Below are 20,890 nucleotides of genomic sequence, written 5' to 3' on the forward strand. Positions count from 1 at the left end.
CCTAAAAAACTGTAAGACATAAAAAAACACCAGCCTTTCGACCAGTGTTTTCATAAGTTTAAATGTTCTAGATTCTTAAGAAACTAACTCGGTTTGATTTCTAAAAACTAATTTTCCGTCAAACGCATCTATCAGAACAATGCTGTCTGTAGTTATTTTTCCCGATAGAATTTCTTTGGATAATTCATTTAGCACATCTCTTTGAATCACTCTTTTCACGGGTCTCGCTCCAAATTGCGGATCGTACCCTTTCTCGGATAAATATACAATAGCTTCCGGAGTGGCGTCCATCGTGATGCCTTGTTGCGCCAGCATTTTGGTTACGCTTTTTAGTTGTAACCCTACGATTTGGGCTATATTTTCATTAGTCAATGGCGTGAACATCACAATTTCGTCAATACGATTGATGAATTCCGGGCGAACGGTTTGTTTTAATAGTCCGAGAACTTCCACTTTTGCGGCTTCAGTTGCGGCTTCCACACTTCCTTTAAGGTTTTCGAATTTCTCTTGAATTATCTGACTTCCCATATTGGAAGTCATGATGATAATCGTATTTTTAAAATCAGCTAAACGTCCTTTGTTATCTGTCAAACGTCCTTCATCCAAGACTTGTAATAAGATGTTGAATGTGTCCGGATGCGCTTTTTCGATCTCATCCAATAAGATTACAGAATACGGTTTTCTACGAACGGCTTCGGTCAATTGCCCGCCTTCATCATAACCCACATATCCCGGAGGAGCACCCACCAAACGGCTTACGCTGTGGCGTTCTTGGTATTCACTCATATCGATACGAGTCATGGCATTTTCATCGTCAAATAAGTATTCCGCCAAGGCTTTCGCCAATTCGGTTTTTCCAACTCCCGTAGTTCCTAGGAAAAGAAACGTTCCTACCGGTTTTTTCATATCCTGCAAACCGGCACGGCTTCTGCGCACGGCATCACTCACGGCTTCGATGGCTTCTTCCTGTCCTACCACTCTGTGATGCAATTCATCTTCCAGTTTCAATAGTTTTTCTCGTTCGCCCTGGAGCATTTTCATTACTGGAATTCCGGTCCATTTAGCCACTACTTCGGCAATGTCTTCACGAGTAACTTCTTCTTTTATCAACGAAGTTCCAGATTGATTTTCTTGTAATTCTTTGAGCAAAATGGCTAAACGTTCTTGCGCTTCCTTAATTTTGCCATACCGAATTTCGGCTACTTTTCCATAATCGCCTTCACGTTCGGCACGTTCTGCTTCGTATTTAAAGTCTTCAATCTCCGTTTTGACGGCTTGAATGTTATCAACGACATCTTTCTCTGATTTCCATTTGGCATAAATTTCGTTGCGATCTTCTTTGAGATTGGCCAAATCCATTCCCAGAATTTTAAGCTTACTTTCGTCTTTTTCTCGTTTAATGGCTTCAATTTCTATTTCCAACTGCATGATTTTTCGATCCAAAACATCGAGTTCTTCGGGTTTCGAATTGATTTCCATACGCAGTTTAGAAGCGGCTTCATCCATTAAATCGATGGCTTTGTCCGGAAGAAAACGGTTCGTAATATACCGTTGCGATAATTCGACAGCGGCAATAATTGCATCGTCTTTGATTTGGACTTTATGGTGTGTTTCGTATTTTTCCTTGATTCCACGCAAAATCGAAATCGCACTTTCGGTATCCGGTTCTTCGACCATTATTTTTTGGAAACGTCTTTCGAGTGCTTTATCTTTTTCAAAATATTTTTGATATTCATCCAATGTGGTTGCCCCGATAGCGCGTAATTCTCCACGAGCCAACGCCGGTTTCAAAATATTGGCGGCATCCATAGCGCCTTCGCCACCACCGGCACCCACAAGGGTATGGATTTCGTCAATGAATAAAACAATATCGCCGTCGGCAGCAGTCACTTCTTTCACCACGGATTTCAATCGTTCTTCAAATTCTCCCTTGTATTTAGCTCCGGCAATCAATGCTCCCATATCAAGAGAAAACACGATTTTATCTTTCAAATTGTCTGGAACATCCCCATCTACAATTCGGTGCGCTAATCCTTCGGCAATGGCGGTTTTTCCCACTCCTGGTTCTCCCACGAGCATTGGGTTGTTTTTAGTTCTACGGGTAAGAATTTGTAACACTCTACGAATTTCCTCGTCACGACCGATAACGGGATCAAGTTTCCCTGCTCGAGCTAACTCATTAAGATTTTTGGCATATTTATTTAAGGAATTATACGTTTCTTCAGCAGATGCCGAAGTTACCCGTTCTCCTTTTCGCAATTCTTCTATCGCTGCTTTCAATCCTTTTCCGGTTACACCCTGATCTTTTAATATTTGGGCTGTCTTTGTTTTAGAATCAAAAATTGCTAAAATTAAATGCTCAATTGAAACGAATTCATCATTCATTTTTTTTGCAATAATTTCCGCTTCGTTCAGTGTTGTGTTTGCAGTTCTGGAAAGCATGATTTCGCCACCCGAAACTTTTGGAAAACTCTGGATTGTACTGTTTAATATTTGAAGAAACAGTGGCACATTTACATTCAGTTTTTTCAAAATAAAAGGTGCCACATTTTCATCTACTTCAAAAATAGCCTTGAAAATATGTTCGTTTTCTATTTGTTGTTGCCCCTCGCTCTGCGCCAATTGTTGGGAGAGCTGAATGGCTTCCTGAGATTTGATAGTAAATTTATTTATGTTCATTATCGTATATTGTTTTGTTGTTATTTGATTAACTTTGCAACTTAATGTTCAATTTATATTCCAATACAATAGTACAGACAAATTGACATAAAATTTATGATTTATATCATACTTTAAAGTCAAAATGTCTTAAAAAAAAGACAATTATGAGTTTTTTCAAAAATATTTTTAATAGTTCAGACGATACGAATTCCAAAGAAAACAAAATCAACTGGAATGAACTAACTGATTTGGTACAACTGGATGAAATTATCGCCATTTCGATTGAAAAACCGGTGGCTATTTTTAAACACAGTACGCGATGTAGTGTTAGTAGAATGGTGCTGAAACAGTTTGAAAATGAGTTCAATAGTTCAGATAAAGTTACACCTTATTTTTTAGATTTAATAGCGCATCGCGATATTTCTAATGAAATTGCCAATCGTTTTGGTGTGACCCATCAATCTCCACAATTGATTTTAATTAAGAACGGAAAAGCTGTTTATAACGTTTCGCACAGCGATATTGATGCGGAAGAATTAGGGAGGAAAGTTTAAAAAAACTTTATGAAGTTCTAAAATTTAACAAGTTTTTAATTAATTTACATATAAAATGAAAGTAAGTAAATGGCTGATAGCTGGAATAGTAGGTGCTCAATTATTAATTTCATGCGAAGTAGTTCGTATTAGTGAAAATTCATATTATAAGGATTCAAAATTTGTTTTTGGTTCCAACAAAACTGCGGTACTTTTCGGTGATGACAATGTATTAATTAATGAATTTTCCAAAACATTTAATAAAAAGTATAAACAAAAAAAGGATTTCGTGAAACAGTATGACAGTTTATGTGCCATTACATTGAAACAAGAAAATATATTTGGTGATATAAAATATGATAAATCATTTAAATTTATTTCAAATGATCTTTTGATAGCTACCCAAGAACAACAAAAGAAAGTAGATTCATTATTTACAAATACTAATGCTGATTACTTGATAAGAATTTATGATCACGAAATTACAAACATTATACAAGGAAATCCAGGTATCGCTATGGCTATGTCTGGAGGTATGGGTATGACTGCAGGTACTCAAAGTGAAAGTTGTATCGTTAAATCTCATTTTCAGATTTATGATGTAAAGTCACGAAAAAAAGTATTAGATTTTATATCAAAAGGAAATGGAAGTGTTATGTTTTTTGCATTTGAAAAAGCCCTTGTAGATGCCATCAACAGTTCGATTAAAAATTCAGCGATATATTTAAAAACTGGGAAATTAAAATTTTAAATTAATTTATAAATATTTAGTTAAGTAATGAAAGTACAAGATACAGTTTTGTATCTGAATTTATTTTTTAAGTATTTAAAAAAAACCTCGTTTAAAAATATTAAACGAGGTTTTTTTATTTCTAATAAGAATCGTCCATTTTTTTCTTAATTTGATCTAAACACAAATTATTAATACTTCCTTCGTGCGTATGTTTAGTTTCTTTTGGAGATTGAAATGTACCATTTTCCAGTTGTTCGGCAACCGCTTTATAGGCATCTCTAAAAGGTATTCCGGCAACCACCAATTCGTTTAAGGAATCTACCGTAAACAAATAATCGTATTTTTTATCGTCTAAAATGTGTTCCTTTACCTTGATGTCTTTAATCGCAAAAATCGCAATATCCAAACACGCTTTGAGGTTTTGAATCGCTGGAAACAATCCTTCTTTCAACAATTGTAAATCTCGGTGATAACCGCTTGGAAGGTTGTTGGTGATTAAAGTAATTTCGTATGGCAAGGCTTGAATTTTGTTGCATTTTCCACGGATCAACTCAAAAACATCGGGGTTTTTCTTATGAGGCATGATGCTCGAACCCGTTGTAAGATGCGAAGGCAAAGTGATAAAATCGAAATTCTGACTCATATACAAACAAACATCCATCGAGAATTTTGATAGGGTTGCAGCCACGCTACTCATCGCGAAAGCAACTGTTTTTTCTGATTTTCCACGGCTCATTTGAGCGGCAACCGAATTGAATTTTAAAGTTTCAAAACCCAATTCTTGCGTTGTAAATGTTCTGTTGATAGGAAACGAGCTTCCGTAACCTGCGGCCGAACCTAATGGATTTTGGTCCACAATTTTAAAAGCAGCATTCAACATCGTAATATCATCAATCAAAGTTTCAGCGTAAGCAGAAAACCACATTCCGAAAGAAGATGGCATTGCAATTTGAAGGTGAGTATATCCTGGCAACAACACATTTTGGTGTTTTTCTGCTGATTCCATTAGCAAATCGAACAATGTTTTTACTTGTTCCTTTAGTTCTTTTACTACATCTTTCAGATATAAATTTACATCTACCAAAACTTGATCGTTACGTGAACGAGCGGTATGAATTTTTTTCCCGGCGTCTCCCAATTTTACTGTTAGCAAATATTCGATTTTGGAATGTACGTCTTCAAAGCTGTCTTCGATTTTGAATTTACCGTTTTCAACGGCTTCAATTATTTCTTCCAAAGCCAAAACTAAAGAAACGGTTTCGGAGTCTGTTAAAAGCCCAATTTGGCCGAGCATTTTTGCATGTGCAATAGAACCTAATGCATCATATTTTGCCAGCAGTAAATCCAGTTCTCTGTCGTTTCCAACGGTAAAATGTTCTATTTGTTTATCGGTTGGTATTCCTTTTTCCCAAAGTTTCATATATGAATAATTAGATTTTTAGACTGTTCGATTTTTAGCCCCGATGGAAGCGACATCCTTTTTCTGGCTTCTTTAGCCAGGAAAAGATATAGCGGATAGCGGGATTAGCTCCAAATTATTTTATTGTTTGAAAAAATCAGTTAGTATTTTGACATACAATTGAATTCCTTCTTCTATTTCATTTATAAATATAAATTCGTCCGCCGAGTGTGACCGCAGGGTTTCGCCAGGTCCTAATTTCAAGGATTGACAACTCAAAACGGATTGATCCGAAAGGGTAGGCGAGCCGTAAGTGGTTCTTCCCAGTGCGATTCCAGCTTGTACTAAACCGTGTGCAACAGGAATCGAAGACGCGTTTAAATGCATCGAACGCGGATTGACTTCGACAGTCAGATGTTTTCTTACGGTATCTAAAATTTCCTGATTGTTATAGCAATCATTTACTCTAATATCGACAACCAAATGACATTCGGCAGGAACTACGTTGTGTTGTTTTCCCGCAGAGACTTGCGTTACGGTCATTTTTACGGGACCTAAAACCTCCGATATTTTTTCGAATTGGTAACTGTTAAACCATTCGATAACGGGTATCGCATTGTAAATAGGATTGTCAGGATTATTGTGGGCGGCATGACTAGCGGTACCTTTTACGATAACATCGAGTACCAATAATCCTTTTTCGGCTACGGCCAATTGCATCAAAGTAGGTTCTCCCACAATGGCACATTCGAGTTCCGGTAAATGTTTTAATACACTGTTTAATCCATTTTTTCCACTGCTTTCTTCTTCGGCTGAAGCGACCATCACAATATTGTAAGGCAGATTTTCATTCGAATAAAAATATACAAAAGTGGCTAAAAGTGAAACCAAACAACCTCCCGCATCATTGCTTCCTAGTCCAAATAACTTCCCGTCTTTTACGATGGCTTCAAATGGAACGTTGGTATAGCCTTGGTTTGGTTTTACGGTATCGTGGTGTGAATTCAGTAAAAGAGTTGGTTTGGTGGTGTCAAAATGTTTATTGAAAGCCCAAACATTATTATTCTCTCTTTTGAAAGGAATGTTATTTTGTGAAAACCAATTTTCGATTAAAAGAGCTGTTTTATCTTCTTCACTTGAAAATGAAGGCGTTTCAATCAGTGCTTTTAATAACGCAATGGCTTCTTGTGTAAGGATTTCTATACTCTTCATATTTTATTTGTTTTGCCACGATGGCACTATTTTTTTGCCACAAAGGCGCAAAGTCACGAAGTTTGTTATCTACTTTTTTGTCAAAAAGCCTTAAATTAAGAAAGTTTTTAAGTGTACTTTAAATTATTTCTTTGCGTCTTCGTGCCATTGTGGCAAATTAATTATAGTTCTATACTAGTGCAAATAGCCCTCGCGTCTTGCAACATCCTGTGATGACCAATTTTTATTTTTTGAACTCCTTTAGATAAACTATTGAAACAGTTGTCTAATTTAGGAATCATACCCGAATGTATCGCTTTCTGGGCTTTTAATTTGGAATATAACTCTTGATTGATGTTCTCAATTACGGAAGAATCGTCTTCGGCATCATATAAAACACCCGGTTTTTCAAAGCAATAATTCAAAGTGATATCAAAAACTTTTGATAAAGCAATCGCCAATTCGCTGGCAATGGTATCTGCGTTCGTATTTAGTAATTGTCCTTTTCCATCGTGTGTTATCGCACAAAATACTGGAACAATACCGTTTGAAAGCAATGTTTCCAATAAGTTTGTATTCACTTTTTTCACATCACCCACAAAACCATAATTGATTGTTGCGTCGTTTCGTTTATCCGATTGAATTAAATTCCCATCTGCACCAGAAAATCCCATCGCATTGGCGGAGTTTGCTTGTAACTGGGCAACAATATTTTTGTTGATTTGACCTGCATAAATCATCACAACAACCTCAAGCATATCGGCATCGGTAATGCGTCTTCCATCAATCATTTGAGGAACTAAACCAATACTTTCGGCCATTTTAGTAGCTGATTTGCCACCGCCATGAACGAGTATTTTATATCCTTCAATCTTAGAAAAATCAGATAAAAATTGTGACAATTCCGTTGGGTTGTCAATAATATTTCCACCAATTTTTATGATTGAAAGGGATTTTAGGTTCTGGGTTTTGGGTTTTGGACTCATTTTTAATATTTTAAAAATCTTTTCTCTATTTTCCACTTTTTAAAATCTTCTGTAACACTAATTGCGCGGCATAGGTTCTATTATTGGCTTGCTCGATAACAATTGAATTTTCGCTGTCAATCACTTCATCAGTGACAATTACGTTACGTCTTACCGGCAAACAGTGCATGAATTTAGCATTGTTAGTCAGTTTCATTTTGTCGGCCGTTACAGTCCAATTTGGGTCGGAATTTGTAATCTGACCATACTCGTTATAATTGCTCCAGTTTTTGGCATAAATAAAATCGGCGTTATCAAAAGCTTTATCTTGGTCGTATTCAATCTTAGAATCTTTCGTGATTTCAGGATTCAATTCGTACCCTTCCGGATGCGTAATAACAAAATCAGCATCTTGTAACTGCATCATTTGCACGAAGGAATTGGGTACCGCTTGAGGTAAAGCTTTAGGATGTGGCGCCCAAGTCAAAACTACTTTTGGACGGTATTCTGTTTTGTGTTCGGCCATAGTTATCGCATCGGCTAGCGATTGTAATGGATGTCCTGTAGCACTTTCCATATTAACAATTGGCACAGTTGCGTGTTTCAAGAAACCCATAAGAACGGTTTCCGCATTGTCTTTTTCTTTGTCTACCAATCCTGCAAAAGCTCTAATAGCAATAATATCGCAATATTGAGAAACTACTGCTGCCGCTTCTTTAATATGTTCCGAAGCACCGGAGTTCATGATGGCTCCATCTTCAAATTCCAATGTCCAACCTTCACTGGTAAAATTCATTACCATGACGTTCATTCCTAAATTTATAGCTGCTTTTTGAGTACTTAAGCGCGTTCTCAAACTAGAATTAAAAAACAACATTCCCAAGGTTTTGTTTTTACCCAGTTTTTTGTTTTTAAGTGGTTTTTTCTTGATTTTCAAAGCTTGTTTCACCCATTTGTCGAGCGAATCTATGTTCTGTATGGAGATGTAGTTCATTGTTTTTGTATTTTAGGTTTTTTGGACACGGATTAAACGGATTCGCTGCGGCGAAAACACGGATAAAAACGGATTTTTATTCTTTCTTTATTTTCTGTTATTTTCAAAAATTTTTCTTCTAAATTCAGGTTTTTTTCCAAAGTTTAAAAGCAGACCTACTTCACAATCGGTGCTTCTTAAATAATTTAAAATTTGGTTTTCAAAATCTTTTACAATATAATCTACTGCTTTTAGTTCCAATATTATTAAATTTTCTACTATTAAATCCGCATAATATTCGCCAACTTCAGTTCCTTTATAGTAAACTTTAATTTTATTTTGAGCTTCAACTTTGTATCCTTTGTTTTTTAATTCTATGTACATTGAATTTTGATATACTTTTTCTAAAAAGCCATATCCCAGTTCATTATACACTTCATAAAAAGTTTTTAAAATTCCATCCGTTAATTCTTTGTGTTTTAAATCCATTTTAAAAATCTGTTTTTATCAGCGTCTTCGCAACGCGAATCCGTTTTATCTGTGTACCTTCTTTATATAATCTTCGTAAATGGTATTTCGTTTTTTAAAGCTTTCAAAATAAAATTATCTTTTAATCCATTGACAATCCAGGTTTCGATAATAGCGGCTTTGGCAATTGCCGCGGCTTCTATTTTAGATTGCATTCCACCTGTTCCATGAGATGATTTAAAATCGCCGATTTCCTTTTCCAATACTTTTAAATCGGTTACTAAAGAAATGGTTTTAGGAACCGCATTATGGATGGATGCTTTGGTGTAAATCCCGTTCGTATTGGTAGCGATAATCAGAATGTCAACATTTAATAAAACGGCGGTCAAAGCGGCTAATTTATCATTGTCTCCAAATCGAATCTCATCCGTCGCCACAGTATCATTTTCATTTATAATTGGAATATAACTGTTTTTGACTAACACATTGATGGTGTTCACAATATTTACTTTGGATTGTTCTTTTTCGAAATCAGAATAAGAAAGCAAACATTGCGAAATCAGCAATCCTAAATCGCTGAAGTTTTCATGATAAATCCGCATCAAATGAGGCTGACCAATAGAAGCCAACGCTTGTTTTACAAAAACATCTTTGTCTTGATTTTCCAATTTTACAAATTGTTTGGCCGCAGCAATCGCGCCGGAACTCACAATGATAAACTCGTACTCGTCTTGTAAAGCGGCTATTTGCATTCCAATATCTTCAATCTTTCCTCTCGAAATGTGATTGGTTTCTTTGGTTAACGTATTGCTGCCTAACTTTAATAAAATTCTTTTTTTACCTGATTTGTCCATTTCCGTAAATATACCACTTATTAGTAACTAAATGTTGCAAACCAATGGGTCCACGTTGGTGTAATTTGTCTGTACTTATCGCCAATTCTCCTCCTAAACCAAACTGTCCTCCATCGGTGAATCGAGTAGAGGCGTTTTGATATACGGCTGCCGTATCTACATTTTCCATGAATTCCTGGGCAATTGCATCATTTTTTGTGATTATCGAAGCCGAATGTCCACCACAATATTTATTTATTTTGTCAATCGCTTCCTGGTCCGAATTGGTTGTTCCAATAACAATTTTGTAATCCAAAAACTCTTCGTACCAAATTAACTCCGATTCGATCTGAGTAACATTTGTTGCGTTTGAAATACTTTCATCTCCCAAAACGCTAACGTTTCTTTGTTGTAATTCGGCAATAATTTTTTTTGCAAAAGCTTCCCAATTTTCAAGATTAGTATCAATTAAAACTTTATCTAAAGCATTGCAAACTGATATATTTGAGGTTTTTCCGTTAATAATTATTTCTAGCGCTTTTTTTAAATCAGCTTCTTTATTTATATACACAAAATTATTACCTCGGCCACTTATAATCACTGGGCAAGTGGCATGTTTTTTTACAAAAGCAATCAATTTCTCCCCACCACGAGGAACGATTAAATCCACTTTTTGTGTTGGTTTCTCTAAAAATGCCTGCGTTTCTTCCCGATTGTAATTCAAGTATTCCACCCATTCTGTGGATATAAGGTTTTCTTTTAAGGCTTGGTGCCACAATTTCACAATTTTCAAATTGGATTGTAAAGATTCTTTTCCGCCTTTTAGTAGAATTTTATTTCCGGATTTAAAAGCGATTCCACCAGCCTCAACAGTAACATCAGGTCTGGATTCATAAATAATCATTATGGTTCCAAAAGCCGCTGTTTTATTGATGATTTTCATTCCGTTTTCATGGTCGAAATTAAAACGCTCCACACCAATAGGATCTTCCTGACTTGCTAATTGTTGCATGGATAAAATCATACCGTCAATTTTGGCATCATTAACCAATAAACGTTTTTCCATCGCCAAATCATCCCCAGAATAATTATTGATATCCTGTTGATTCACCGTTTTAAGGTTAGCTCTTTCTTCTTCGAGAAGTTCAGCCATATGGCTTAAAACCGCATTTCGTTTTTCTATTGGTAGTAATGCATTCATAATTAAGACTGTATTTCTTTCAACGTTTCTTTTAAAGCTACAATAAAAGTATCAATTGCTTCTTTCTTGATTGTCAATGGAGGAAGAATTCTTAATAAGTTTTTATTGTTCGCATTTCCTGTAAAAATATGTTTGTCCGTAATCATTTTTTTACGAAGATCACTTACGTCAAAATCAAACTCTACACCTAGCATTAATCCTCTTCCTTTTACTTGGATCACTTCAGGAACTTGTTTGATTGCTTCTAAAAAATAGGCGTAAACGTCATTTACGTTATCCATTAATTTTTGACTTTCAATTACATCCAAAACCGCAATTCCAGCAGCACAAGCCAAATGGTTTCCGCCGAAAGTAGTTCCCAATAATCCATAACTCGCTGTGAATTTTGGAGAAATCAAGATGCCCCCAATAGGAAATCCGTTACCCATTCCTTTGGCCAGACAAATAATATCTGCTTTGATGTTATGATGCTGGTGCGCAAAAAACTTTCCGCTTCTTCCGTATCCTGATTGCACTTCGTCCAAAATCAAAACGACATCGTAAGCCTCGCATATTTTTTCTAATGCCTGAAAAAATTTAGTTGTTCCTTGGTCTAAACCGCCAACTCCTTGAATTCCTTCAATGATAACAGAAGAGACATCGCCTTTTTTTAGTTCGTTTTCTACCAACTCAATATTATTCAATGGCAAAAAAGTGACGATTTGTTGTGCATTAATTGGCGCAACAATTTTTTTGTTATCTGTCACTGCAACCGCCGCCGAAGTTCTTCCGTGAAAGGAATTATTAAAAGCAATTACACGAGATTTATGGTTGTGAAAAGAGGCTAATTTCAAAGCGTTTTCATTGGCTTCAGCTCCGGAACTGCATAAGAATAAAGTATACTCTTCTAATCCTGAAAGTTTTCCTAATTTCTCTGCTAATTCTACTTGCAATGGATTCTGAATCGCATTCGAATAAAAACCAATATTATCCAATTGATTTTTTAATTTGGCAACATAATCCGGCTGGGTGTGCCCAATGGAAATTACACCATGACCACCATATAAATCTAAATATTCCACTCCTTTTTCATCTGTAATAGTACAATCTAGTGCTTTAACAGGTGTGATGTTGTATAATGGGTAAACGTCAAATAAGTTCATATTTTAATTATTTAAAGATTTAAAAATTGAAAGATTTAAGCCTTTTTTAAATCGTTGTCTTTAGAATCTTAATAATTTTTCAATCATTAAATCCTTCAATCTTTTAATTATTTTTAGAATCCGCTTGGTTTCAAATGTAATCCTGTGGTTTCGTCCAATCCAAATAGTAGATTCATGTTTTGAATGGCTTGTCCTGAGGCACCTTTTGTTAAATTATCAATTACCGAAGTGATCAATAACCGGTTTCCTTTTTTCATTAAACTAATAATACATTTATTCGTTTGAACCACTTGTTTCATATTGATTTCAGTGGTGGTAATAGTTACGAAAGGTTGATCTTTATAAAAAGCCTCATATTTTGCCACTACATCTTCCAAGTTTTCTTCGATTGTTGTGTATAATGTTGCGAAAATCCCTCTGGCAAAATCCCCTCTGTTGGGTACAAAAATCAATTCGTTTTTATAATCCGCCTGCAATTGGTTGACACTTTGATTTATTTCACCCAAATGTTGGTGCTCAAAAGCTTTGTAATGCGACATATTATTTGATCTCCAACTAAAATGTGTTGTTTCCGAAGGCGAGACTCCAGCTCCTGTGCTTCCGGTTGTGGCATTGATATGAACGTCAGTCGTAAGCATTTTGTTTTTTGCCAATGGTAATAATGCTAGTTGAATTGCTGTCGCGAAACAACCTGGATTAGCGATAAATTGAGCGTTTTTGACAAGCGCTTTATTTAATTCAGGTAAACCGTAAACGAAAGATTTACTTTTGAAATCTTTGTCTTTTATCAATCTGAAATCATTTCCTAAATCGATGATTTTGGTATGACTCGCAAATTGATTTTGTTCTAAAAATAATTTTGATTTACCGTGTCCTAAGCATAAGAAAACCACATTTACATTTGGATTTACAGTATTGGTAAAATTCATTTCGATATCGCCCATCAAATCATGATGCGCGACATGAAGCGGTTTTCCGGCGTTTGTCGTGCTGTACACAAAATCAAGTGTAGCATTGGGATGAAACATCAATATTCTGATGAGTTCCCCCGCAGTGTAACCCGAACCGCCAATTATTCCAATATTAATCATTGTTTAAATTTTTTAAATTTTACAAAAGAATCTTTTTTATTTTAATCAATCAGCAAAATGAATTCAACAGATACTAATTTTATTGAATTTGTCTTTCCTATTGTTAGATTTAAAGGTTCTTCAACATTAGAACTTTCTGTAAAGTTTGAATTTGCTGCAATTTCGATATAAGGCGGAACTTTTTTGATGGGAGTAAGTATAAGCCCATCATAATTCATCGTTATTCTAGAAGATCCTTTTACAGCAACATTGTTAGGGTTGGTATATTTTATATCGTATCGAAGTCTAGATGAATTATTACCTGTATCAGGGGTAAATTCAAATAATAAAACTTCATAAGTAATAGGTTTCATTGTTTCTTTTTCTGGGTTAGTATTATTGTCGCTAGAACATCCATAAAGAATCAGAAATAGAGGAAGTAAAAAAAATAATTTAATTTTCATAAGTTGAATTATAATTTTGAATAAATTTTTTAAATTTAGACAGCACTTAATTAATCGTGTGTCAGTCTATTTACAGATGAAAATATGTTTTGGGCATTTCCCAAAATTTTAATAAATCCTTTGGCGTCGTCAGAGGTCCATGCGTTGTTCATTTCTCCGTATTGACCAAACGTGGTATTCATTAAATCATTTTCAGATTCAATGCCGTCCAATGTAAAGTGATATGGTTTTAGCGAAACGATAACGGTACCGTTTACAGTGGTTTGGGTATCTTCCAGAAAAGCCTCGATGTTTCTCATTACAGGATCTAGAAATTGTCCTTCATGAAACAACATTCCGTACCAGTTTCCCAGTTGTTCTTTCCAGTATTGTTGCCATTTGCCCAGTGTATGTTTCTCTAATAAATGGTGTGCTTTGATGATGATCAAAGGCGCAGCGGCTTCAAAACCAACTCTTCCTTTAATTCCGATAATGGTGTCGCCAACATGAATATCTCTACCAATTGCATATGCGCTGGCTAATTTTTCTAAGGCAACGATGTTTTTTGTTGGGGTGTCCAATGTACCATTGATTCCTACTAATTGTCCTTTTTCAAATTGTAAGGTCACTTTCTCTTCACCCGTTTTTTGCAATTGCGAAGGATATGCTTCACTTGGTAAAGTTTGATTGGACGTCAATGTTTCTTTACCACCTACGCTTGTTCCCCACAATCCTTTATTGATGGAATATTGTGCTTTTTCCCAAGAATAATGAACTCCATTTTTAGATAAATAATCCACTTCTTCCTGTCTCGATAATTTGAGATCCCTGATAGGAGTGATGATTTCAATTTCGGGAGCAATGGTTTGGAAAATTAAATCAAAACGAATTTGGTCATTTCCTGCACCAGTACTTCCGTGAGCAATGGCTTCAGCACCAACTGATTTTGCATATTTAATCGCTTCTATAGCTTGAAAAACACGCTCAGCGCTTACAGACAGTGGATAGGTATTATTTTTTAATACATTTCCATAAATCAAATATTTTATGGCTTTATCGTAATATTTATCGACAATGGTAAGATTTGTATGTTGTGCACTTCCTAATTCGTAGGCTCTTTCTTCAATAGCGTTTAATTCAGCTTCGTCAAATCCGCCAGTATTAATAAGAACGGTATGAACTTCGTATCCTTTTTCGTTTTTTAAATATTTTAGGCAATAGGAGGTGTCTAATCCTCCACTGTAAGCTAATACAACTTTTTTCATGATATTATTTTTTTAAGAAAAGGGCTTGTTTAATTAATTTTAATCTGTTAAGAACTCTTGTGTTAAACGGGTGTTTTGGCGGATCTTTTGGTTTTTCTTTTGGGTCAAACAACATTCCAGTACACAAACACATTTTGTTATCTTTACTTTGTAAGATTTCAAAATTAGTACAGGTTTTACAACCAGCCCAAAAAGTTGGATCTGTCGTCAATTCTGAAAATGGAACTGGTTTATAACCTAATTCAGAATTGATTTTCATTACTGCTAATCCAGTTGTAATTCCGAATATTTTAGCATCGGGGTATTTCTCCAAAGAATAATCAAATACTTTCGATTTGATTTGTTTTGCCAATCCTAAATTTCTGTAATCCGGGTGAACTATCAATCCTGAATGCGCCACATATTTACCGTGTTCCCAACTTTCGATATAACAAAAACCAGCAAATTTCCCATTGTCTAATGCGATTATGGCATCTTTACTTTCCATTTTTTTCTGGATGTATTCAGGAGTTCTTTTGGCAATGCCAGTGCCTCTCAATAAAGCTGATAATTCAATAGTTTCACATATTTCTTGTGAATATTTATAATGTTCTTCCTGAGTTGTAATTATTGATATATTCATTTCAAGAGTTGAATTTTTTGAGTTGTAAATGAGCTGTAAGTTTGATTTGAAATCCATTCTTTCTCGCATTGAAATAAGAGACTAAAATACGAATTTACAGTCCAATAAATTGAATAACAAGATAATAAGAAAAAATGTGTACTGATTTTGGAATAAACTATTCCAATGGGAAATAAATGTGATTTCAAAATGGTAAAATGAAAAATGAATAAAAATAAAACAAAAGACTTGTGGAAACTATACTAATAGCATCCGTACTTCGGGAGAAGTAGTCGGTTTGTTTGTCCGTGAGATAGGAGTTATATTTATACTTGCGTTATTCATTGGTGCAAAAGTACACAATTTTTACAACTTTATACTGATTTTGCATTTTCTAACAAAAAATTAAGTTACTGTTGTATTTTTAAAATAAATAAACCTCCTTTAAAAATTAGATTTTTACGGAGGTTTTTTAAATAGATTGTTGCTAATTAATTAGTTTCTAATTGGGTTTCTGGAAATGACATCTTTTATTTTGGCTTTCAAATCTTCGCCAGTGTCATAAACCATTTGTTCATTGCTAGGAAAAGCAATGGCTTTTTTATCAAAATTTGAATAATAATTATCGTCAGAGGCGCGTCTGTCGCCTTTATAGGTGGAATAAATATTTTCAAATATAAACTCGCTGGTTATTGGGAAAGATTGTAAGAGTTGATTGTTTCTAAAATTTAAATAATCCACTTTAGCCGTAATTTGGCAGGATTTAAATTGTCTGAATTCATAAATAAGGGCATTTACAGTTTTAAGATTATCAACCATGACAACCTTTTCCTTTTCGTCTAAAACTTCTTTCCCATTGGCATCGATCAGTTTTTTTACACCATCTTTTATGATACGTTCTTTTACAAATTCGTTCTCTTTGATTTGCTCGGGCGAAATATAAATCTGTCTAAAATTAATCATCATTCCGTAATCATAATCAATTCCTCTTTGTTTGTTGCTGTGGTAAACCGTCCATTTATCGTTTAGTCCTAATGTACTGAAATCCAATAAATCATTTTGAAGATGGATCGGAATAATCATGTTGGTTTCGTTTTTGGTGTAAACCGAAACATAATCGGAACCTTTAAACTTTGCATCGTCCATCAATCGCAAAACATCTTTGTAATTTGGATTTATCTGATTTAAATAGTTTAAATCATCATAAGCCTTTCGGAAATTCATTTTATCAGAAGTGGCCATTAATTTTTTGGCATTAGTATAAAAATAACCGGACAAAGCATTTTTACTTTCAATGATTTGATCGTCATAATTATCAAATGGGAAAATGGCATTTCGTCCTTCTTTGATTAACCTTAAAGGAAGTAAAGGTTTGATTTTTTCCTGCCGATCATTCAATTGCAAATAGGTGTTGTATATTTTTTCCAATTGTGCTGGATTTGCATCCTTTACCAATAAATTTAGGGTATTTAGATCCCGTTCTTTTACTTTGACGAAAGCCTCTTCGAGCAAATAAACATAATCTTGCCTGCCTTTTTTGTCTTTGTTAGTTCGCAAATTCGAAACAGCATTATTTATAGCCTCATCATAATTTCCTGAACTCAATAAATTCTTGGTTTGTTTAACGCCACAAGATGAAATAAGTATAAATAATGATAATAAAAAAGCAATTTTTTTCATAAGCATAAAATTAGTAAATGTTTATTTGAAGCTGTAATCCTGTTTTAAAATTGAAATTTTTTTAAAAAATAACACTACAAAAAAAAACCTAACAAAAATAGAATAAATGTTAGGTTTTGAACAGTGTATTTATTTTTTTATTTTCTTACAAATGGAGGAAGTAACTTGCTAGAAACTTCACCGAAACCAATACGAACATGTCCGTTTTGACAATGTCCTTTCATGATTACAGTATCATTATCATTGATGAATTTGCGTTCTGTTCCATCTTTCAATTGTACTGGATTTTTTCCACCCCAAGTTAATTCTAACATCGAACCAAAACTGTCTGGAGTAGGGCCTGAAATGGTACCAGATCCCATCATGTCACCAGAATTCACGCGACAACCATTAGAGGTATGATGTGCTAATTGTTGGCTCATTGTCCAATACATATATTTGAAATTAGAATTAGAAATAACTGTTGCTTCCGCATTTTCAGGCTGAATAGCCACTTCTAAATTAATATCGAAAGAATGCTTTCCTTTTTGTTGTAAATAAGGTAATGGCGTTGGTTCTTGTTTTGGACCTTTAGTTCTAAATGGTTCCAAGGCATCCATCGTAACAATCCAAGGCGAAATTGAAGAAGCAAAACTCTTTGCCAAGAATGGTCCTAGCGGAACATATTCCCATTTTTGAATATCGCGGGCACTCCAGTCATTCAATAAAACCATTCCGAAAATATAATCTTCTGCTTCAGTTACAAGAATATTTTCACCCATAATATTGACATCGGTTGTGATGAAAGCAGTTTCCAATTCAAAATCTACCGAGCGGGAAGGCCCAAAAACGGGTGTAGTTTCACCATTTGGCAACATTTGCCCCATTGGTCTGTGTACTGAAATTCCGGAAGGAACTATAGTAGAACTTCTTCCGTGGTACCCAACAGGAATGTGAAGCCAGTTTGGTAATAGTGCATTTTCAGGGTCGCGGAACATCTTTCCTACATTAGTGGCATGTTCTTTACTGGAATAAAAGTCTGTGTAATCACCAATTAAAACCGGTAACTGCATTTCAACATCTTCCATTTTAAAGATCACAATATCTCTGTCTTCTGCGTTACCTTGTAATTTTGGATTTATTTCATCAAAAATATCTGCAATTCGGTTTCTAACCAGACGCCACGTTTTTTGGCCGTCAGAAATAAAATCATTCAAAGTATCCTGCATGAACATATCGTCCGTCAGTTCAATACCTTCAAAATAATTTAACTGTTGCAGGGCTCCTAAATCTATTGCGAAATCTCCAATGCGAGTCCCTACAGTCACGATATTTTCTTTTGTAAGAAAAACACCGAAAGGAATGTTTTGAATAGGAAAATCGCTGTTAGAAGGCACTTCTAACCATGACTTTCTTTGAATATCGTTAGCTGTTATAGACATATTGATGTTAATTATTTTGTTAAAAATTAATTATCAAATGTATTATAATCTAACTATTAACCAAACGTTTTTTTGTATTTTTGCATGATATTTAACGAAAATCAAAGAAATGCAACGCGACGAACAAATTTTTGACCTCATTCTAGAAGAACAAGAAAGACAAATTCACGGATTAGAGCTAATCGCTTCGGAAAACTTCGTAAGTGACGAAGTGATGGAAGCAGCTGGTTCTGTTTTAACCAATAAATATGCGGAAGGATATCCTGGCAAAAGATACTACGGCGGTTGCGAAGTAGTTGATGTTATTGAACAAATTGCTATTGACAGAGCCAAAGAATTATTTGGTGCTGCTTACGCAAATGTGCAGCCACACTCTGGTTCACAAGCGAATACAGCGGTTTATCACGCATGTATTAAGCCTGGAGATAAAATTTTAGGTTTTGATTTATCACATGGTGGACACTTAACGCATGGTTCTCCTGTAAACTTTTCAGGACGTTTATACACTCCTTCATTTTATGGAGTAGATAAGGAAACAGGGAGATTAAACTATGACAAAATTCAAGAAATAGCAACTAAAGAGCAACCAAAATTAATCATCGCTGGAGCTTCGGCTTATTCTCGTGATATGGATTTTGAACGTTTTAGAGTAATTGCCGACAGTGTTGGCGCTATTTTATTGGCAGATATTTCTCATCCTGCAGGTCTTATCGCTAAAGGTTTGATGAATGATCCATTACCTCATTGTCATATTGTAACGACTACTACTCACAAAACATTACGTGGTCCTCGTGGAGGTTTAATATTAATGGGTAAAGATTTCGAAAACCCATTTGGTATAACTACTCCAAAAGGAGAAATCAGAATGATGTCTTCTTTATTGGATTTAGCCGTTTTCCCTGGAAATCAAGGTGGTCCATTAATGCACATCATAGCTGCAAAAGCAGTAGCTTTTGGTGAAGCATTGAAAGATGAATTTTTCACGTATGCTTTACAATTGCAAAAAAATGCAAATGCTATGGCTGATGCTTTTGTAAAAAGAGGATATGAAATTATTTCAGGCGGAACGGACAATCACATGATGTTGATCGACTTAAGAAACAAAAATATTTCTGGAAAAGATGCTGAAAATGCATTGGTAAAAGCAGAAATTACTGTAAATAAAAATATGGTTCCATTTGATGATAAATCACCATTTGTAACGTCAGGAATCCGAGTAGGAACTCCAGCTATTACCACCCGTGGTCTGGTTGAAGAAGACATGGAAACAATAGTAGAACTGATTGACAGAGTACTAATGAACCACACTAACGAAGATATTATTGAAGAAGTGGCTAATGAAGTAAACGAAATGATGAGCGAAAGAGCTATTTTCGTATACTAATTTTTAGTTTAAGGTGTAAGGTTTAAAGTTTAAAGTTTTGTGTCTTAAAAAGGTATCACAAAATTTTGAACTTTAAACTTTTTTTCATTTTATCGGAACTTTAAACTTTAAACTATTTTTTCAAAATTTAAACAAACTTTACAATGTCTGTATTACGATTAAAATTACCAACCGATCCGAGATGGGTGAATATTGTAGAAAAAAACATTGAAGAAATCTTGACAGATCATGCTTGGTGTGAACAAAAAGCAGCTACAAATGCCATTACAATTATCACTAATAATTCGGAACATCAGGATTTAGTTCAGGATTTATTGGCTTTAGCCAAAGAAGAAATCGACCATTTTGAACAAGTGCACAATATCATCATCAAACGAGGCTTGAAATTGGGGCGAGAACGCAAAGATGATTATGTGAATGAATTGTATTTGTATATGAAAAAAAGTGGAAATGGGAACAGGGTTTCCAGCTTGGTGGAACGGTTATTATTTTCGGCAATGATCGAAGCCAGAAGTTGCGAGCGTTTCAAAGTGCTTTCGGAAAATATTCAAGATGAGGAATTGTCTTTATTCTACAGGGATTTAATGGAAAGTGAGGCAGGGCATTACACCACATTTATTACATACGCCCGAAAGTATGGAATAGGTATCGATGTAGAAAAACGCTGGAGAGAATGGATAGAATTTGAAGCGTCTGTTATAGAAAATTACGGAAAAAACGAAACGATTCACGGTTAAATTCTTAAATTTTTTATTAATATTAAGAATTTGTACTTTTTTTAATTACTTAAAATCAATTAAAAATCAGCTGTTTATAATTGATTTTGTTTTTTACAAGCACTGAGATTGTTATTAATTTTAGTAATTTGTTACCGTTTTATAATTTTTGATATACATTTATATTTTTAAGTTCAACTCTACTAATTAG

19 protein-coding genes are annotated in these 20,890 nt (G+C 34.7%); 4 read left to right on the plus strand and 15 right to left on the minus strand.

Features of this window, described 5'->3' with window-relative positions; translation table 11 throughout:
- Positions 1 to 75 precede the first annotated feature (75 nt).
- A complete protein-coding gene (gene clpB, locus C4S35_RS11400) occupies positions 76 to 2,679 on the minus strand; it encodes an ATP-dependent chaperone ClpB (protein WP_104000284.1) in 2,604 nt (867 codons plus the stop codon).
- Positions 2,680 to 2,825: 146 nt separating this feature from the next.
- Between clpB and ytxJ the strand changes: the two genes are divergently transcribed.
- Both ytxJ and C4S35_RS11410 read left to right on the plus strand, forming a co-directional pair.
- Positions 2,826 to 3,215: a bacillithiol system redox-active protein YtxJ gene (gene ytxJ / locus C4S35_RS11405; RefSeq protein ID WP_104000285.1), complete on the plus strand. Its 390-nt coding sequence runs from the start codon at positions 2,826 to 2,828 to the stop codon at positions 3,213 to 3,215.
- Positions 3,216 to 3,270: 55 nt separating this feature from the next.
- Positions 3,271 to 3,945 (plus strand): hypothetical protein, encoded by a 675-nt coding sequence (locus C4S35_RS11410; RefSeq protein ID WP_104000286.1) that lies wholly within the window; start codon positions 3,271 to 3,273, stop codon positions 3,943 to 3,945.
- Positions 3,946 to 4,066: 121 nt separating this feature from the next.
- Here C4S35_RS11410 and argH read toward each other — a convergent pair whose 3' ends face one another.
- The 14 genes from argH to fahA form a co-directional block, all read right to left on the minus strand.
- Positions 4,067 to 5,347 (minus strand): argininosuccinate lyase, encoded by a 1,281-nt coding sequence (gene argH, locus C4S35_RS11415; RefSeq protein ID WP_104000287.1) that lies wholly within the window; start codon positions 5,345 to 5,347, stop codon positions 4,067 to 4,069.
- A gap of 120 nt (positions 5,348 to 5,467) precedes the next feature.
- Entirely contained in the window at positions 5,468 to 6,538 is a 1,071-nt protein-coding gene (locus C4S35_RS11420; protein WP_104000288.1) for a M20 family metallo-hydrolase, read from the minus strand.
- 161 nt (positions 6,539 to 6,699) lie between these two features.
- Positions 6,700 to 7,503, minus strand: coding sequence for an acetylglutamate kinase (gene argB, locus C4S35_RS11425; protein ID WP_104000397.1), 804 nt, complete (start codon positions 7,501 to 7,503; stop codon positions 6,700 to 6,702).
- A gap of 25 nt (positions 7,504 to 7,528) precedes the next feature.
- Complete coding sequence (locus C4S35_RS11430) at positions 7,529 to 8,476, minus strand: N-acetylornithine carbamoyltransferase (protein WP_104000289.1); 948 nt, start codon at positions 8,474 to 8,476, stop codon at positions 7,529 to 7,531.
- 87 nt (positions 8,477 to 8,563) lie between these two features.
- A complete protein-coding gene (locus tag C4S35_RS11435) occupies positions 8,564 to 8,944 on the minus strand; it encodes a GxxExxY protein (RefSeq protein ID WP_104000290.1) in 381 nt (126 codons plus the stop codon).
- Positions 8,945 to 9,006: 62 nt separating this feature from the next.
- Positions 9,007 to 9,777, minus strand: a complete 771-nt coding sequence (proB, locus tag C4S35_RS11440; RefSeq protein WP_104000291.1) for a glutamate 5-kinase — start codon at positions 9,775 to 9,777, stop codon at positions 9,007 to 9,009.
- The gene (locus tag C4S35_RS11445) at positions 9,761 to 10,957 is read right to left on the minus strand and encodes a glutamate-5-semialdehyde dehydrogenase (protein ID WP_104000292.1); all 1,197 of its coding nucleotides are present in this window, start codon (positions 10,955 to 10,957) and stop codon (positions 9,761 to 9,763) included. Before C4S35_RS11445 ends, proB begins: the two co-directional genes overlap by 17 nt.
- Positions 10,958 to 10,959: 2 nt before the next feature.
- Positions 10,960 to 12,099: an aspartate aminotransferase family protein gene (locus C4S35_RS11450; RefSeq protein ID WP_104000293.1), complete on the minus strand. Its 1,140-nt coding sequence runs from the start codon at positions 12,097 to 12,099 to the stop codon at positions 10,960 to 10,962.
- Positions 12,100 to 12,212: 113 nt separating this feature from the next.
- Positions 12,213 to 13,190 carry an N-acetyl-gamma-glutamyl-phosphate reductase gene (gene argC, locus C4S35_RS11455; RefSeq protein ID WP_104000294.1) on the minus strand — a complete coding sequence of 326 codons (978 nt, stop codon included), beginning with the start codon at positions 13,188 to 13,190 and terminating at the stop codon, positions 12,213 to 12,215.
- A 41-nt stretch (positions 13,191 to 13,231) separates the two neighbouring features.
- The gene (locus tag C4S35_RS11460; RefSeq protein WP_131478047.1) at positions 13,232 to 13,543 is read right to left on the minus strand and encodes a hypothetical protein; all 312 of its coding nucleotides are present in this window, start codon (positions 13,541 to 13,543) and stop codon (positions 13,232 to 13,234) included.
- 140 nt (positions 13,544 to 13,683) lie between these two features.
- Positions 13,684 to 14,877: an argininosuccinate synthase gene (locus tag C4S35_RS11465; RefSeq protein WP_104000296.1), complete on the minus strand. Its 1,194-nt coding sequence runs from the start codon at positions 14,875 to 14,877 to the stop codon at positions 13,684 to 13,686.
- Between the two features lie 4 nt (positions 14,878 to 14,881).
- Positions 14,882 to 15,499 (minus strand): GNAT family N-acetyltransferase, encoded by a 618-nt coding sequence (locus C4S35_RS11470; protein ID WP_104000398.1) that lies wholly within the window; start codon positions 15,497 to 15,499, stop codon positions 14,882 to 14,884.
- A gap of 474 nt (positions 15,500 to 15,973) precedes the next feature.
- Positions 15,974 to 17,158 (minus strand): hypothetical protein, encoded by a 1,185-nt coding sequence (locus C4S35_RS11475; protein WP_104000297.1) that lies wholly within the window; start codon positions 17,156 to 17,158, stop codon positions 15,974 to 15,976.
- A gap of 137 nt (positions 17,159 to 17,295) precedes the next feature.
- Entirely contained in the window at positions 17,296 to 18,579 is a 1,284-nt protein-coding gene (gene fahA / locus C4S35_RS11480) for a fumarylacetoacetase (RefSeq protein WP_104000298.1), read from the minus strand.
- 109 nt (positions 18,580 to 18,688) lie between these two features.
- Between fahA and glyA the strand changes: the two genes are divergently transcribed.
- The gene (glyA, locus tag C4S35_RS11485) at positions 18,689 to 19,963 is read left to right on the plus strand and encodes a serine hydroxymethyltransferase (RefSeq protein WP_104000299.1); all 1,275 of its coding nucleotides are present in this window, start codon (positions 18,689 to 18,691) and stop codon (positions 19,961 to 19,963) included.
- A gap of 143 nt (positions 19,964 to 20,106) precedes the next feature.
- Positions 20,107 to 20,700 carry a MiaE family protein gene (locus C4S35_RS11490; protein WP_104000300.1) on the plus strand — a complete coding sequence of 198 codons (594 nt, stop codon included), beginning with the start codon at positions 20,107 to 20,109 and terminating at the stop codon, positions 20,698 to 20,700.
- Positions 20,701 to 20,890: the final 190 nt, after the last annotated feature.

It is taken from the genome of Flavobacterium urumqiense, from assembly GCF_900108015.1.
GTDB lineage: Bacteria > Bacteroidota > Bacteroidia > Flavobacteriales > Flavobacteriaceae > Flavobacterium > Flavobacterium urumqiense.

Coding starts and splice junctions, on each gene's coding strand:
- clpB (WP_104000284.1), bottom strand. CDS start 2,679: ATGAACATAAATAAATTTACTATCAAATCTCAGGAAGCCATTCAGCTC.
- ytxJ (WP_104000285.1), top strand. CDS start 2,826: ATGAGTTTTTTCAAAAATATTTTTAATAGTTCAGACGATACGAATTCC.
- C4S35_RS11410 (WP_104000286.1), top strand. CDS start 3,271: ATGAAAGTAAGTAAATGGCTGATAGCTGGAATAGTAGGTGCTCAATTA.
- argH (WP_104000287.1), bottom strand. CDS start 5,347: ATGAAACTTTGGGAAAAAGGAATACCAACCGATAAACAAATAGAACAT.
- C4S35_RS11420 (WP_104000288.1), bottom strand. CDS start 6,538: ATGAAGAGTATAGAAATCCTTACACAAGAAGCCATTGCGTTATTAAAA.
- argB (WP_104000397.1), bottom strand. CDS start 7,503: ATGAGTCCAAAACCCAAAACCCAGAACCTAAAATCCCTTTCAATCATA.
- C4S35_RS11430 (WP_104000289.1), bottom strand. CDS start 8,476: ATGAACTACATCTCCATACAGAACATAGATTCGCTCGACAAATGGGTG.
- C4S35_RS11435 (WP_104000290.1), bottom strand. CDS start 8,944: ATGGATTTAAAACACAAAGAATTAACGGATGGAATTTTAAAAACTTTT.
- proB (WP_104000291.1), bottom strand. CDS start 9,777: ATGGACAAATCAGGTAAAAAAAGAATTTTATTAAAGTTAGGCAGCAAT.
- C4S35_RS11445 (WP_104000292.1), bottom strand. CDS start 10,957: ATGAATGCATTACTACCAATAGAAAAACGAAATGCGGTTTTAAGCCAT.
- C4S35_RS11450 (WP_104000293.1), bottom strand. CDS start 12,099: ATGAACTTATTTGACGTTTACCCATTATACAACATCACACCTGTTAAA.
- argC (WP_104000294.1), bottom strand. CDS start 13,190: ATGATTAATATTGGAATAATTGGCGGTTCGGGTTACACTGCGGGGGAA.
- C4S35_RS11460 (WP_131478047.1), bottom strand. CDS start 13,543: ATGAAACCTATTACTTATGAAGTTTTATTATTTGAATTTACCCCTGAT.
- C4S35_RS11465 (WP_104000296.1), bottom strand. CDS start 14,877: ATGAAAAAAGTTGTATTAGCTTACAGTGGAGGATTAGACACCTCCTAT.
- C4S35_RS11470 (WP_104000398.1), bottom strand. CDS start 15,499: ATGAATATATCAATAATTACAACTCAGGAAGAACATTATAAATATTCA.
- C4S35_RS11475 (WP_104000297.1), bottom strand. CDS start 17,158: ATGAAAAAAATTGCTTTTTTATTATCATTATTTATACTTATTTCATCT.
- fahA (WP_104000298.1), bottom strand. CDS start 18,579: ATGTCTATAACAGCTAACGATATTCAAAGAAAGTCATGGTTAGAAGTG.
- glyA (WP_104000299.1), top strand. CDS start 18,689: ATGCAACGCGACGAACAAATTTTTGACCTCATTCTAGAAGAACAAGAA.
- C4S35_RS11490 (WP_104000300.1), top strand. CDS start 20,107: ATGTCTGTATTACGATTAAAATTACCAACCGATCCGAGATGGGTGAAT.